Source organism: Nocardiopsis sp. YSL2 (assembly GCF_030555055.1).
Lineage (GTDB): Bacteria > Actinomycetota > Actinomycetes > Streptosporangiales > Streptosporangiaceae > Nocardiopsis.
In genome coordinates, this window is record NZ_JAMOAO010000001.1 from 400,723 (window position 1) to 414,828 (window position 14,106).

General features: G+C 76.2%; 8 protein-coding genes and 1 pseudogene. 2 read left to right on the forward strand and 7 right to left on the reverse strand.

Features of this window, described 5'->3' with window-relative positions:
• The first annotated feature begins 44 nt into the window (after nt 1–44).
• Nucleotides 45–1,103 (forward strand): AraC family transcriptional regulator, encoded by a 1,059-nt coding sequence (locus M1P99_RS01750; protein WP_304450945.1) that lies wholly within the window; start codon nt 45–47, stop codon nt 1,101–1,103.
• Between the two features lie 92 nt (nt 1,104–1,195).
• Here the strand turns inward: M1P99_RS01750 and M1P99_RS01755 are convergent, their stop codons facing one another.
• From M1P99_RS01755 to M1P99_RS01765, 3 genes and pseudogenes are all read right to left on the reverse strand, one after another.
• A complete protein-coding gene (locus M1P99_RS01755) occupies nt 1,196–2,815 on the reverse strand; it encodes an alpha/beta hydrolase (protein WP_304450946.1) in 1,620 nt (539 codons plus the stop codon).
• Between the two features lie 192 nt (nt 2,816–3,007).
• On the reverse strand, nt 3,008–5,185 hold the full coding sequence (locus tag M1P99_RS01760) for a CRISPR-associated protein (RefSeq protein WP_304450947.1): 2,178 nt from the start codon (nt 5,183–5,185) through the stop codon (nt 3,008–3,010).
• A 230-nt stretch (nt 5,186–5,415) separates the two neighbouring features.
• Nucleotides 5,416–5,754: pseudogene (locus M1P99_RS01765) on the reverse strand (hypothetical protein); the annotation flags it as partial.
• 352 nt (nt 5,755–6,106) lie between these two features.
• Here M1P99_RS01765 and M1P99_RS01770 point away from each other — a divergent pair.
• On the forward strand, nt 6,107–7,330 hold the full coding sequence (locus M1P99_RS01770; RefSeq protein WP_304450948.1) for a hypothetical protein: 1,224 nt from the start codon (nt 6,107–6,109) through the stop codon (nt 7,328–7,330).
• Between the two features lie 94 nt (nt 7,331–7,424).
• On the opposite strand, the gene M1P99_RS01775 is transcribed toward M1P99_RS01770, so the two are convergent.
• Genes M1P99_RS01775 through M1P99_RS01790 form a run of 4 tightly spaced genes read right to left on the reverse strand, consistent with a single transcriptional unit; the run spans nt 7,425 to nt 14,066 of the window.
• The gene (locus M1P99_RS01775; protein WP_304450949.1) at nt 7,425–9,677 is read right to left on the reverse strand and encodes a TIGR03986 family CRISPR-associated RAMP protein; all 2,253 of its coding nucleotides are present in this window, start codon (nt 9,675–9,677) and stop codon (nt 7,425–7,427) included.
• Nucleotides 9,677–10,438: a hypothetical protein gene (locus M1P99_RS01780; RefSeq protein WP_304450950.1), complete on the reverse strand. Its 762-nt coding sequence runs from the start codon at nt 10,436–10,438 to the stop codon at nt 9,677–9,679. The genes M1P99_RS01775 and M1P99_RS01780 overlap by 1 nt, the downstream gene beginning before the upstream one ends.
• Entirely contained in the window at nt 10,435–12,240 is a 1,806-nt protein-coding gene (locus tag M1P99_RS01785; RefSeq protein WP_304450951.1) for an RAMP superfamily CRISPR-associated protein, read from the reverse strand. Before M1P99_RS01785 ends, M1P99_RS01780 begins: the two co-directional genes overlap by 4 nt.
• Entirely contained in the window at nt 12,237–14,066 is a 1,830-nt protein-coding gene (locus tag M1P99_RS01790) for a hypothetical protein (RefSeq protein WP_304450952.1), read from the reverse strand. The genes M1P99_RS01785 and M1P99_RS01790 overlap by 4 nt, the downstream gene beginning before the upstream one ends.
• Nucleotides 14,067–14,106 lie beyond the last annotated feature (40 nt).

Sequence of the window (14,106 nt, forward strand, 5' to 3'; positions counted from 1 at the left end):
TACGTGATCGTCCACCGCAACATGTCGTGGGATATGATCGCGGCATGGACGTACTCAGCGACGTGATCACCACCGTCCGGACCGGTCGGCCGGTCGCGGCCCGGGTCGAGTGGTACGCGCCCTGGGGGCTGCGCCTGCCCGGGAGCGGCGGCGGGTCGTTCCAGGTCGTTCTCCAGGGATCGTCCCAGCTGTTCGTGGAGGGTGAGGAGCCCCGCAGGCTGGCCGTGGGCGACGTGGTGTTCCTCCCGCACGGCCAGGGCTACACGCTGGCCGACTCCCCGGGGACCCCCGTCACCGACCTGCGCGGCGCGGCGCACCTGAGCGAGGGCGGGGCCGAGTTGGGCGGCGGCCGACCCGGCGCGCCCGTGGCCGATCTGGTCTGCGGGCGCGAGGGCCTGCGGCCGTTCCGGTCGGCCGCGATCGGCGACCGCGCCGACGGCGGTGTGCCCGCCTGCGTCACGGTCGGCGGCTCCTACCACTCGTGCACGAACCGGCGCCATCCGCTGCTCACCGAGCTCCCCCGGGTGGTCCACCTGCCGCACCGCGTGGGCGCGCGTCCGGAGCTGGCGGCGGCCGTGGACCTGTTGGGCGGCGAACTGGACCGGCCCCGGGAGGGCAGCGACGCGATCATCCCCTCCCTGCTGGACATGCTGCTGCTGTTCATCCTGCGGGCGTACCTGGAGGAGCAGGGCCAGGCCCACAGCTGCGGCTGGGTCGGCGCGCTGCGCGATCCGGCGGTGAGCGCGGCGGTCCGGGCGGTACACGAGGACCCGGCCCATCCGTGGTCGGTCGCGGAGCTGGGCGAGCGCGCGGGGCTCTCCCGCGCGGCCTTCTCCAAGCGCTTCACGGGCATGGTCGGCCAGTCCCCGCTCGCCTATGTCACCTGGTGGCGGCTGACGATCGCCGCGCACCTGCTGCGGAAGGGCGACCTGCCGCTCAGCGCGATCGCGGCGCAAGTGGGCTACGGGTCGCAGTTCGCCTTCGCCAACGCGTTCAAGCGCGAGTTCGGCCTGCCGCCCGGCCGCTACCGCGCGGGCGCGCCGCCGGAGGAGGGCGAACGCCACGTGGGCACGGCGAACAGCGGGACGCACACCAGCACGTAGGGGGTCGGCCGCAGGAGCGCCCCGAGGGGGCGCCCGTGAACAGCGGGACGGCCCCCACCGGGACCGACGGCGCCGTGACCTCCGTGGCCGCCCTACAACTCCCCGGGACAGGACAGTGCCTCCTCTGGAGGCGTCCCGTCGATGAGGTAGGCGTCGACCGCGTCGTCCACGCACGCGCTGACACCGTAGCCGTAGATGGTGTGTCCCCCGCCCTCGTAGGTCACCAGAGTCGCCGTCTCGAGCTGCTCCGCGAGCTCCTGCGCCCACGCGTACGGCGTGGCCGGGTCGCCGAGCGTGCCGACGACCACGACCGGCGGGGCGTCGGGGGCGGTGAACCCCGTGGGCGCCTCCTCCGTCTCGGTCCAGTAGGCGCACGGCACCACCGCCCACACCCCTCCGCCGAAGTGGGGCGCGGCCTCGGCCTCCCGTACGGTGGCCTCGCGGTAGGCCTCGATGTCCTCGGGGTCGTCGCGGTCGGCGCAGTTGATCGCGGTCATGGCCGCGGTGTCGTCCATCGGGGCCGCGTCGACGGAGCGGGGGACGGACGTGCCGGCGGTCTCGAAGGCGTAGTCGTACAGGTCGGGGAACCAGGTGTCGATCGCCTCGTCGTCCCCGTCGCGCACCGCGAGGACCGCCTGCGCGATGTCCTCCCACAGGAACTCGTCGTAGAGCGCCATCATGACCATCCACGAGAAGTCGGCGGAGCCGACGGGCTGCTCGCCGACCATGGGCGGATCGGCGTCCAGCCGGGCGAGGACGTCGTCCATGGCGGCCTCCGCCCCCTCCGCGCCGTCGAAGGGGCACTCCGTCAGGTCCGACACGCAGTACTCGACGAAGTGCTCCCACGACGCCTGGAAGCCCAGGGCCTGCTCGTAGGCGGACTCGGCGTTGCTGTGGTCGGTCTCGACCGCGCCGTCGAGGACCAGGGCCCGGGTGTGGTGGGGGAAGGTCTCGGCGTACAGCGCGCCGACGTAGGTGCCGTAGGAGAAGCCGAGGAAGCTGAGCTCGTCGTCGCCGAGCGCGTCGCGGATGATGTCCAGGTCCCGCACGACGTTCACGGTGCCGATGGTGCGGAGGAAGTCCTCCCCCGCCGTGTCGGCGCAGTCGTCTGCGTACTCGCGCGCCGCCTCCTCCAGGGGCTCCAGCTGCTCGGGGACCAGGTCGGCGGGTTCGGTGCCGGCCATCGTGACCATGGCCCGGTCGATGGCGTCCCAGTTCCCGCACTCAAGGCCCTCGCTCCGGCCGACGCCGCGCGGGTCGAAGGAGACCAGATCGAAGGAGGCCCGCACGCGGGGGCTGAGCGTCTCCCAGAACAGGGCCTCCGAGCCGGTCACCCCGGGGCCGCCGGGGTTGATGACCAGGGAGCCGATCCGCTCCCCGTCCCCGGTCGCCGCGGCGCGGACGAGGTGCAGGTCGATGGTCCGGCCCCCGGAATCGGCGTAGTCGAGCGGCACGGCGACCGTGCCGCACTCCAGGGCCGACAGCCAGTCGCGCTCGCCACCCTCCTCGACCGCCGCGTCCAGGTCGTCGCCGGTGTGGCAGGGCGCCCACTCGACGTCCTGGCCCGCGAACCGCGCCGGTGCGGCCGGCTGGGCCGAACCGCCCGTCCCCGGCGGTCCCCCGGCCGCCGGGAAGAGGTCGGGGACGGCCGTGCAACCGCCGACCAGGACCGTGGCCAGACCGGCCGCCAGGGCCCGTGCGCCGTACCGCATGCGGCGGCTCCGTTTCTGTCGGCCCGGCCGAGGAGCGGCCGGGCGTGATGGTGTCGCCGACGTAGACGGGTTCTCCGGGCCTGCGGTTCTCGCGCGGATGTCAAGATCGGGACACGTGACAGATCCCGGCACGACCGGTCACACCGTGCACCCGTGGTCCGGCGCGGTGCGCGCGGCCAGGGGCGGGCGCGCTCAGAGCCGGCTGACGTCCGTGGACAGGACGGCGGGCAGGGCGCCCGGGGCGGCGGCCACGAGGAGCGGCCGCAGCGGTTCGCCGAACGCCAGGCCCTCCCCGGGCTGCCGGTCCCGCGGGTCGGCGTGGGCGATCCACTCCACGAGTTCACCCGCCCGGCCGACGTCGGCGCCCGGCCGGCTCAGCGCCAGGACCGTGCCCGCCACGTCGCAGCGGACACCGAGGTGCGTGGTGGCGGCGAAGACGCTCTGCGCCCACGCGCCGCGGGAGACCGCGCGCGGCTCGGCCCCGCGCGACCGCAGGCGCCGCCAGGAGGGAGCGGTCAGGCCCACCGCCCGGTCGCCGAAGGTGAGGACGAGGCTGGGGCGCTCCTGGGCCGTGAGCGACTCCTCGGGGTCGGTCAGGGAGGCGTCCATCCACACGCTCACCGGCCCGGAGGCGGCGCGTGCGAGCTCGACCCGGGCCGCGTCCAGGAGCCGGGTGTCCACCTGGGTGCGCGCCACCGGACCGACCCGCGCCTCCAGCGGGCCCGCGAGGGGGGCGTACCCGGGCAGGACCAGGGGCCAGTCCACCGCCGCCCGGCCCCTCAGGGCCGCCTCGCCGTGGACCAGGCACACGATCGAGCGCCGGTGGACGAGCTGGTAGGTGGTGCAGGCGCCGACCTCCCGGGCGGCCAGGGCCAGCCCCAGGCTCATCGCCTTGGTGCCGGTGGTGATGTCGGCGATCACCGCCGGGGGCGCCGCGCCGTCCTCGACGGCGCCGCCCTCGGCCGCCAGCCACTCCAGGGCCACGGCGGCGACCGCGTCGGCGTCGGAGCCCTCCACGGGGTCGGCCGTGAAGCGGACCCGGTCGCGGTAGCCGGTCTCCTTGAGGCGGGCCGCGTCCGGCCGGGGGTCGCCCGGGCGCTCGGCCGCGTACAGGGTGCGTGCGGCGGACTCGCGGACGTGGTCGCGCACGCTCTGCCGGGAGGGCAGGACCAGGGTCCGGCCGGGGCGGTGGGCGTGCAGGGCGGTGAGGGTCCCCAGGCGGCTGCCTCCGAGGGAGGTGACCAGGCGGGGGCGTTCGCCGGGGCCGGGATGCCGCTCCGGGGGGCGGGGCCGGGAGGCCGGCGGCGACGGGGGCGGCTCGGGCTCGGCGCCGCGCCCCGTGGGAGGGCGCAGGGGCATCGGCGGGGGGAAGAAGGCCCTGCGCAGGTCGTCGAAGGACGTGAGCCGCCCGAGGAAGTCGGCCATGCTCCACACGTGGACCTGGCGGGCGGTCAGAGCGGGGTTGACGGCGGTGATCTGCTCGCGCAGGCTCGGCACGGCGGGCCCGGTGTGGACGAAGAGCACCTGGGCGGCCGTGCCGAAGACGCGGCGCGCCTTGGCCACGGTCCACCCTGCGCGGCCCACGACGTCGCCGGGCCGGGTCTTGGCCTCCACGCACAGCACCCGGTGGCCGTGCCGGACGAGGGCGTCGAAGTCGGCGATCGAGCCGTCGGCGTGGAAGGGGTCGGCGACCCGGCGGGGGCCGAGCACCTCGGTGTCGGGTGCCGCGGCCAGGTGGCGGCGCAGGTGGGACAGCACGCGCCCCTCGGCGATCACACCGCGCCGGACCGCGGGCGCCAGGTCCGGATACCGGGCGTCGAGGGCCTGCCGGCCGCCCTGGGCGACCAGGCGCACGGGTTCGGGGTCGCGGTCATCGCACCACTCGGCGCCGTGCACGCGCGCCAGGGTCCGCAGGTCCACGCGGCCGGTGTCGACGGGGCGTTCGGGCCAGGCGGGGTCGTGGGTGCGCAGGGCGTCGCGGCCGGGGTCGAGGTAGTGGCGCCACCGTCGGGTCGCCGGGTGGCGGTCCGGGGGCAGGACGCGGTCGTGGAAGAGCGCCGCAGCCACGCTCATGACCTTCGTCCCCCCGGTGTAGTCCAGGAACCAGGGCGCCGCGCCCAGCGACCGGTGCACGGTGGCCAGCGCGTCCTCGGCCGCCTGGAAGTCGTGCGGGTCCGGACCCACGCTGAGCACGCGCACCGAGGCCGTGTCGGTCAGGGCCTCCACGGCCGCGGCCACCCGGCGCGCCACCCGCAGGGTGCCGTCGCTGGCCACCAGGACCAGCCGCTCGGCCCTCAGGGTCAGCGCGGACAGCAGGGCGGGGGTCGGACTCCGTCCGACGAGCACCACGGCGGCACGGGGGCTGTCCACGACCTCCCTCTCGGTCCGGGGCGTGTGCGCGGGTCCACGGTACCGGGCCGGTGCCGCTCCCCTCCGGTCGCGCCCACCGGTCACGAGCCCACCATGTCCTTCTCCTTGTCCGCCGTCCGCTCCCCGTCCCCGGCCCTGCCCCGGCCCCCGGCCGCCCCCTGGCCCTGGTCCCGGCCGCCCTTGCGCCCCGGCTCCGGAGCCGTCCTGCCCTGGTCCGGCGAAGCCCTGACCGGGGTTCCGCTGATCACGAACGACCGGCACGCGGTCACCACGCCCTTGCCGTCGCGGACCAGGTCCGAGGGCACGAGCAGGTCCCGGCGCTCGGGGTGGGCCGATCCGACCACGGAGGAGACGATGAACCACACGCCCTCCTGCGGTTCGGGCAGGTTGGCGCGGGTGCGTCTCTCCGCGACCAGGGGCACGCCCGCGGGGACGCCCGCCGCACCGCGCACCGGGACGCGCACCGCCTCGACCCGCGCCGGTTCGGGGGCGCGCGGCCAGCGCTGGATGACACGCGAGCGGGCGTCGACGACTGTCACCACATGCGGCGTCAGGTTGACCACCGGCATCCGGCGACCTCCGTTCCTCTCGGCGCGTGCCCGCGTCGGTGTGCCGCGGCCACCTGTGTCACCCCCTGCCCGGGGGGTCTCACCGCAGTCTCTCGGACACAGCCGCGCGACCTTGTGCGACCCGCTGCGACGAAATAATTGAGACCGTTGTTGCCAATGACCGATTCGAATGGGTCGGCGGCGCTTCTCCCACCCCGGAGGCAATTGACAGTTTCCTCACGGCGGAACTATTTTGGCGTGTGACCTCCCGTGGAAGCGGGGGTGTCAGCTGAGGTCTCGCGTCTCTTTCACGCGCTTTCCCGGAGGGCTGGGAAAGCGACCCGGCCCCGGATCACACCGGGGAGAAGAGTTCGTGAGCACGCACCACTGCTCCGCCTGGGAGCTGTTCGGTTCCGCCTCGTTCCTGCGCGCCTTCACGCGTGTGATCGGGTGCGGGCCCTGCTCCACGGACGGAACCGCCCAGGGCTGCGCCGGCCATTCCGAGCAGTTCTGCGACTACGTCGACCTGTGCGCCGAGCACTGCCCGTGCCCGGTCCACCAGGGCGACCCCGACAGCGTCCTCGCCGTGCGTATGCGACGCGCGGCGCCGCGGGACGGCTCGGTGGACCGCACCGCGGCCCACCGGCTTCGTGATGCCCTGGACGACATCCGCCGCGACCGCTCCTACAAGAACCTGCGGCGCGTCTACCCCCAGCACGCCGCCAACGGCACGGTGCGCTGCGCCTTCTCCGAGCGCCCCCGGCGCTGGGCCCAGCGCCGGGACGTGGCGCGGGTGGCCACCGACGTGGTCGAGCAGGAGGCGCTGGCCATGCTGGTGCTCACCGCGGGCTGGGGCAACCCCGCCGCCGACCTGCCCGAGGAGATCCACCAGGGCGAGAACGCCTCCTTCACCGAGGACGGCAGCGCCGTGCCCGTCGCCGACCTGCACGGGCGCTCCCTCACCGCGGTCAAGGAACCGCCCATGGTCTCCACAGCCACCGGCGACTACCTCCTGCGCAAGCTCGCCGAACTGGCCTGCGGCCGCGACGCCGACCCGGGCCGCACCCCCGACCAGCGCCGACGGCTGCTCCTGCGGCAACTGCTGCCGACCATCAGCGGCGAGGACGTGGCCCGTCGGCTCACGGGCGTGCTGGGCCGGATGGCCGTGGACATGCCCGACCACTTCCACCTGGTGCAGCAGGCGCGCGGCCGGGCCCGCAGCGCGCCCTACGCCCCGGTGCCGGACACGCACGGAACGCGGCCGGACGCGCCCACGAGGCGGGAGGTCCTGGACGCGGTGGAACGGGACTGGCTGGCCCGCACCGCGCGCACCCTCGCCGACCGGGCCCAGCAGGAACGCGCGGTCTTCGACGCCGACCCCCAGGGCGCGCTCGACTCCCTGCTGCGCGACGTGCTCGACGAGGGCGGCCCCGGAGAGGCGGTCGCGCACGCCGGAGCCCGGAGCGGGTCCGCGCGGGGTGCGGCCGTCCCCGGAGCCGCGGCCCCGGACGTGCCCTCGCGGTGGGTCGGCGCCCAGGACGACGCCGACCTGCGCGCCGACCTGTTGGAGGCATTGGCCGAGGCCATCGACGGGTGAGGACGGCACCGCCCGGCGGGCCGCGCGTCCCGCTCCCGGTCGGGGCCCCGGCCCGGCGCGGACCGGCGGCGCGCGGGTCGCGGTGGACGGGTGCTCACCCTGCGCCCGGCTGCCCCTGCCCGACACCGAAGCGGGTGGTGAGCGGGGGCAGGACCGGGTACTCCGCGAACTCGCGCAGCGACATCACCCGCGTGCGGTCCCAGGGCAGGCGGCCCCGCCAGCGGCCGGCCAGGCACACGTCGACGGCCTGGTCGACCTCCCGCCACCGCCGGGGGTCGGCCCGTCCGCCCAGGCGCCGGGCCACCAGGGCCAGGCCGAACCCGTCCAACAGCTCCCGCACCTGTTCGACGCCGGCCCGGGTGACCCCGGCGTCGGGCGCGAGGTCCACCGCGCGGGCCCGGCGGTCCACCAGGTACAGCTCGGGGCGCAGGTGCACGCTGCCCATGCCCAGCGACTTGCCCATGCCGACCTTGTGGGCGTACTCGGGGTCGGCGGGGTCGCCGCCGTCGACCGGGTTGTCCAGCAGCAGGGCGCGCAGCAGCACTCCCAGTTCCGCGTCGGTGAGATTGGTGAAGGTGATCCTGGAGTGGAAGGTGAGTCCGTCGCGCAGCGGGATGATATCGCGCTGGGTGTCCCTGGGCGGCTCGCCCTGGTGTCCGGCGGGCAGGACGGTCAGGCCGAGCTCCTCCTGGGCGCGCTCGTCGTAGCGCACGGGCGAGCCCAGGTCGGCGCGGTGGCGGTGCAGGTAGGCCTTGTAGCCGCCCAGGCGCACGTGTCCCTCGTGCGACCAGGTGACGATGTCGGGCCGGTCCCCCGCCTGGGTGTCGGGACCCTGCACGAGGTAGTTGGCGAAGCAGCCGCGCTGGGGCGAGAGCAGCTGCACGCGCAGGGCCGAGCCGTCGGGGTAGTCCGGGTCGGGGTCGGTGCTCAGCGCGTTGCCGAAGGAGACCCGGCCCTTGGACGCCCCGGCCTCGCCCGCGAAGGTGTCGGTGTCGCCGAACAGGGCGCGGCACACGTCCACGGGCCGGCCGGCCCGCTCCTCGCGGTCGGTGTCGCCCCGCTGCGGCCCCAGGACCGGTCCGGGCACCGCCCGCCGGACGGGGCTCTCGTCGCTGACCGCGATGCGGTAGCCGCCCGAGCGGCCGAACGACACCACGCGGCCGGCCAGGTCCACGTCGAACCAGACCGGTTCGGGGCCGCGCCGGGGAAGCCCGCCCCCGCCGGCTCCCGCGACGGGTGGGCGTTCGGGGTCCTCGTGCCCGGCGCCCAGGGTGTCGGGGAAGGCGGCCCGCTGGTAGCCGGTGACCTGTTCGGCGGACTCGAAGAGCTCCACCATGGCGTCGGAGACGGGCAGGCGGCCGACGTCCAGGTTCGCGGGCCGGGGGAAGAGGTAGGCGTTGCGGCGTTCGCCCGCCGCGACCCCGGTCAGGACGACCAGGGCGCCGACGACCCCGCCCCCGCGGGCGCGGCCGGGGTGGGCGCGGGTGTGCGCCCGCAGGTAGGCCCTGGCCTGGTGTTCGGTGGGGGCGACCGCCGCGATCCTGCGCTGGCCGGGCAGGTGGACGGCGTACACCCACCGGTACTGCAGGTGCCCGTGCTGCTCGTGGGTCGTGGGCACGTAGGTTCCGCCGCGCGGCGGGTCGGGGAACTCCCTCACCCCGAAGTCCCAGGTGCGCAGGCTCTCCCGCAGGACGCCGAAGGTGACCTTGAGGGCCTGGCCGGACTCTCCGGACAGGGAGGTCGCCGGGACCTCGACCACGTACCAGCGGGCGTCGGCCGCGGAATGGAACAGGAAGCCCTGCTTGGTGCGCAGGCCCGCGCGGCGCTTGCGGTAATGGGCGTGCTGGTGGGCCATGACCTTGCGGGCCCTGGTCGACAGGGCGCTGTCGGTGCTGTGGGGGTCGATGCGCACGGGCGCGCGGAAGAACAGCATCGGGGTGTTGACCGGACCCGTCTCACCGCTGGTGAGCATGCGCACGGTGTTGCGGACCAGTCCGCGCAGGGTCGATCCCGGGATGGCGGGGAGTGCGCGGTCCCCGTGCGGGAAGCGGGTGGAGCGGCTCACGCCCGTCCGGTCCAGGGTCTGCCCGACGAACGTGGGCGTGAGCGTGGTCGCGGTGAGATCGATCCATCCGGTGCGGGTGCCGTCGACGGTGCGGTCATGGCTGCGCAGCAGGTCGGCGGTGCGGTGTCCGGTGTGCAGGTCGTCGGCGGGCATGGGGGTGTCGGCGAGCCGGACCAGCCCGTAGGGGGCCGTGGCGCGGAAGCGGTCGGCCCGGTGGCCGCCGGCGGTCGGGGATCGGGACGTGTCGCCGAGCCGGGCGGCGACGTCGCGGGGGTCGGCCATCAGCGGTCCGCTTCCTGGATCTGGTCTCCGGTACCGGCGTCGAACTCCGGCCCTGTGGGCTTGGTACCCGTGTACAGGCCGGTCAGCCGGTGGAAGGCCACTCCCACCGCACCGGTCTCGGGATCGCTCGCCCAGTACTCGCGGACGGTCAGCCAGGTGCCCGTGCTCTCCAGGGCGCTCCGACCGCCGGCCTCCGGGCGTGCCCTGCCGGAGAAGTCGTGCCAGCGCACGGGGAGGACGGCCTGGGCCCCGGAGGGTTCGGCGGTCACCGACACCGGCACCGTGCCCGGCAGGGTGCGGCTGTGGCCGGGGCCGTTCCACCCCTGGAGGAGGAAGGACCGGTCGCGCGGCCGCAGGGGGTCGTCGGGGGCCTCGGGGAGGTCGGGGGCGTCGCCGCTGATCCACCCCGCTTCGGCGCCCTCGCCCAGCCGGATCTGGGCGTGGGGGCCGAACACGAGCACTTCCAGGACCCGCCAGCGGTCGGTGTCGGGGTCCAGGGAGGGTGCGGACAGGTGTGCGGTGGGCTCCTCGTCGGAGCGGCGCCAGCGGTCGTGCGGGCAGGCTCCGGTGACGCGGCCGTCGCCGAACTCGGCGATCAGCCACTGCGGGGCCGCTGGATCGCCGGTGAGGCCGTCGGTTCCGGAGTCGAGCAGTCGGCACCGGACGCCGCGCACGAAGACGTCGTGCAGGACGTCGTCGATCTGGCGGCCGGTCAGGGCTCGGACGACGAGAGCGGCGGGGTGTGGCGGGTCGTGGTTCACCGGTGCGGCTCCTCCTCCGATGCGGTGCTGTGGGATGGGCCGGCGGCGGCCGGGCGGTCCGGGCCGAGCCTGGCACGGAGCGCGACCAGCCAGCGCCGGGCGGTCCGGCCGTCCTCGGTGTCCGGGTGGCGGACGGCCTCCAAGACGTCGACGGTGTGTGGTGGTCCTCCGTCGCCGGGCACGGTGGTCAGGGACGCTCGGGTGGCGGTGAGGCGGCCGTTGCCGCTGCCGCCGCCGGAGCCGAGGGTGTCGAAGGGGACCGTGGCCAGCTCGCGCACCACCAGTGCCAGCATGCCCCGGACGGCGTCGTCGGGGTCGCGCACGTCCAGCACGACGTCGGCGCTGCCGCCGCAGTGCAGGTCGCTCGTGTACAGGCGGCCGTCGACGGCGTCGCCGAACAGGGCGTCGACGGTGAGCCGGGTGGTCGTCAGTGGCGCGCCCCCCGTGATGGCCGGTGCGGCCCGCAGCCGGATCCTGGAGGGCTGGGGCCGCAGGCCCACCGATGAGGGCGGTAGCTCAGCCCCCCGCGAAGCACCCCCCTGAGCGAAGGCGGGCGACGGGCGGGGGCCGCTCTCCTCGGCGTCGGAGCCCCACCAGGACGCGTTCCAGGCCCGCCACCGTGCCGGGTCACCGCCCAGGTGCTCCGCGGCGTCCCTGGCCAGGCGTTCGCCGATCCGTTTGACCAGGGCGAACAGCGCGGTGTCGCCCAGGACGGGCACGAGGTCCACGTCGACCCCGTCGTCGGCGGCGGGACGGGCGGATCGGGCCGGTGCGGCGGGAGCCGGGCGGTACCGGTGGGCGCGGTCGACCTCGCCGAGCCTCCCGTCGGCGGGGGCGTCGCCGATCATGAGCAGGCCGGGGCGCAGGCCGGTCCCGTCGGGGTCCGCGGCCCCGGCGTCCGATGCCCGCGGGCCCGGGTGCTCGGCCACGGCCAGCCGCAGCCGGAGTTCGGCCCGGTGGCGGCGGTCGGGGTGGCCGGCGGCGACGGCTCTGGCTCGGGCCGCGACCGGGGCCGGGCCGACGGTGTCCAGGCACCGTGTCAGCGCGTCGGCCGCGTCGGCGGCGCCTCCCGCGGTGCCGCCCGGTGCGGCGGCCTCGGCCCAGCGCTCCTCCCAGGTGCGCGCGTGGTAGGCGAACCAGCCGCGCTCCCCGGCGAGGTCGTGGCGGCGGGCGTTCCAGTGGGCGGCGCGCATCCGCCCGTATCCGCGCCCGGTCCGACCGCCGACGTGGCGTCCGGGGCCGGTGCCGTCGAGTCCGGCCGAGGCCAGGATGAGGAGGCCGAGCAGCCCGGCCTCGTCTTCGGGCCCGGGAACGTGCAGGCGCATCGGGACGGTGAACACCGTGCCCGCCGGGAGGACCTCCCACTGCCACGTCCGTCCCGGACGGACCGCGCCGGTCTCCGGATCGACGCGGGTTCCGGTGCGGACGGTGACACCGGCGCCCTCGGGAAGTTCGGCGTTGCCGTCGTCGATGTCCAGGGCGCTGGTACCGGGGCCTGGTCCGGAGCCGGCGGCCGGCGCCGCCGAGCCGAGCAGGGCCCGGGCCGGGCCAGGGCCGCCGGTGCGCTCGACCAGCTCGTGCCGCAGCAGCCCGGCCAGGGTGGTGGCGCGCAACCGCGGCACCCCGGTCCGCGGATCGCGGTCGACGAGCAGGTCCACGTCACTCTCGGCGGCGTGGCGCGGCGGGGTCTGGGCGGCACCGATGTGGGTGTCGGTGAGCAGGAGCAGGCGCAGGCCGAACTCCCACACGATCCGCGGCGTCCGGGGTGTGTCCGGCCGCCCCTCGTGGCCGTGCCCGCTCACCGCACCGGTTTCCGCTCGCCGGGAGCGGGGCGCTCGGAGTCCCGGTGGACCACGCGGGCGGCCTCGGCCAGCCAGGAGGACACCAGGAGCACGCACAGGCGATCGGCGTTGCGCCGCTCCCAGCCCAGGACGTGCTCGGTGAGGCCGCTGGGGTGCTCCGTGCGGGGGCGCCCGTCGGGGTTGGCCAGGTCCACGGCGGACAGCGCCCTGGTGTAGGCGGGGGCGGCACGGGCGTCGGGCCGGTGGTCCGGCCACCAGGCGACGGGATCGGCCAGGCCCGCCAGCCACGCGCGCACGGTGACGCGGTCGCCGTGCCCGGGCGGCACCAGGACGGCGCGGTCCAGCACGCGCAGCGCCTTCTCGTGCAGGGGGCGGCGCGCGGCCGGGGCGCCGTCGGAGCGCACCGCCACCGTGGCCACGAACTCGGCCAGCGCCAGGCCGCAGTCCTGGCCGGGGTGGGTGGCCAGGACCTCGCGCAGGCGGCCCAGCAGCCCGGGGGTGAGCGGCGCCAGCCCGGCGGCCGAGGAACGGGCCAGCGACCGCGCGTGGACGCGCACGGGCGGAGCGGCCGCGTTCCACAGCAGGGCGTCGTCGAGGGTCCGCAGCTGCCCGGTCGGTTCCAGGGGCGCCGCGGACGGGACGGGACGGCCGTCGGGCAGGGCGACGGTTCCCGGTGCGCGCGCGGCGCGGGGCACGGCCACGGGGGCGAGCGGCGCTGGTCCGCTCGGGGGCGGGGCCAGCAGGGTGAACTGCCCGTGTCCGTCCACGGCGCGCTCGCCCAGGGTGTGCGCCTCCAGCTCGCGGACGCGCTCGGTGGTCAGTTCGCGGTCCAGGCACAGGCGCACCACCGAGCCGGGACGGGCCGCCCACCGCTGGGCCATCGGGCCCCGGTAGCCCCGGTGGTAGGCACCGACCAGACCCGCCTCGACGTGCTCGGCCAGGACCCGGGCACCGACCCCCGGCCACAGGCGGTCCAGGAGGTCGAGCACCGCGCGGGCCAGGGCCTGGGGCCGGGCCTGTCCGCCGGTGCCCACGACCAGCGCCGGGGAGAGCAGCAGCAGGTCGACGGGTTCCCCGGCCGCCCACGAGCGCGGGCCGCCCAGCGGATCGGCGCGGTCGGGCGAGAGCGGGTGCGCCGGGTCGACGGGGGCCACGCTCACGTCGCCGTGGGCGCGCGTGCCGCCGGACCCGAGGGTGAGGGTGCCCTCCGCCTCGGTGAGCGCGGCGACCAGGCGTTCGGCCACATCCGCCAGGGTCGCGCGGTCGGGGGCGCGCAGCTGCCAGCGCGCCTCGAACACCTGGCCCGGGTCGATGCCGGTGGTGAAGTAGGGCAGGCCCTGCCCCGGGTCCCCGGTTCTGGTGCGGCCGAGGTAGCGCTCGGCGGTGGTGCGGACCTCGGCGCGCAGCGCGCGGTCCAGGGTGATCAGGTCGCGTACGGGACGGTAGGGGGTGTCGGGGTCGGTCTCGCCGAAGACGTCGGCCGTGGTCCGGCCGTGTTTGCCGGGTGTGTACAGGTAGGCCGGGGGCGGGTAGGCCGCCGCCGCGCGCGGGTTCGACCCGTCCGGCGCCGCCACGTCCCCGGGTTCGAGCCGGGGGTAGGCGGGAGCGAAGCGCACCCGTCGGCCCCGGGCCACCCACTCCTGGAGTTCGCGGGTGCGTCCGGCCGCGCTCAGGGCGGCGGCGAGCATGCCGCGCTGGGCACGCCCGCCGATGACGTGCTCGGAGTCCACCCGCAGCGGGTCGAAGGACGTGCGCACGGCCAGGGAGCCGGTGAGCACGAACCGGAGGGGGAGGTAGGCGCCCACGGCGACATCGGGGGCGTTCACCTCGGCGCCCCCGGAACGGGCGGTGGTGTTCGGGGTCCGG

What these genes read in the sequence shown, in the direction of transcription:
- M1P99_RS01750 (WP_304450945.1), top strand. Translation starts at nt 45, where the DNA reads ATGGACGTACTCAGCGACGTGATCACCACCGTCCGGACCGGTCGGCCG.
- M1P99_RS01755 (WP_304450946.1), bottom strand. Translation starts at nt 2,815, where the DNA reads ATGCGGTACGGCGCACGGGCCCTGGCGGCCGGTCTGGCCACGGTCCTG.
- M1P99_RS01775 (WP_304450949.1), bottom strand. Translation starts at nt 9,677, where the DNA reads ATGGCCGACCCCCGCGACGTCGCCGCCCGGCTCGGCGACACGTCCCGA.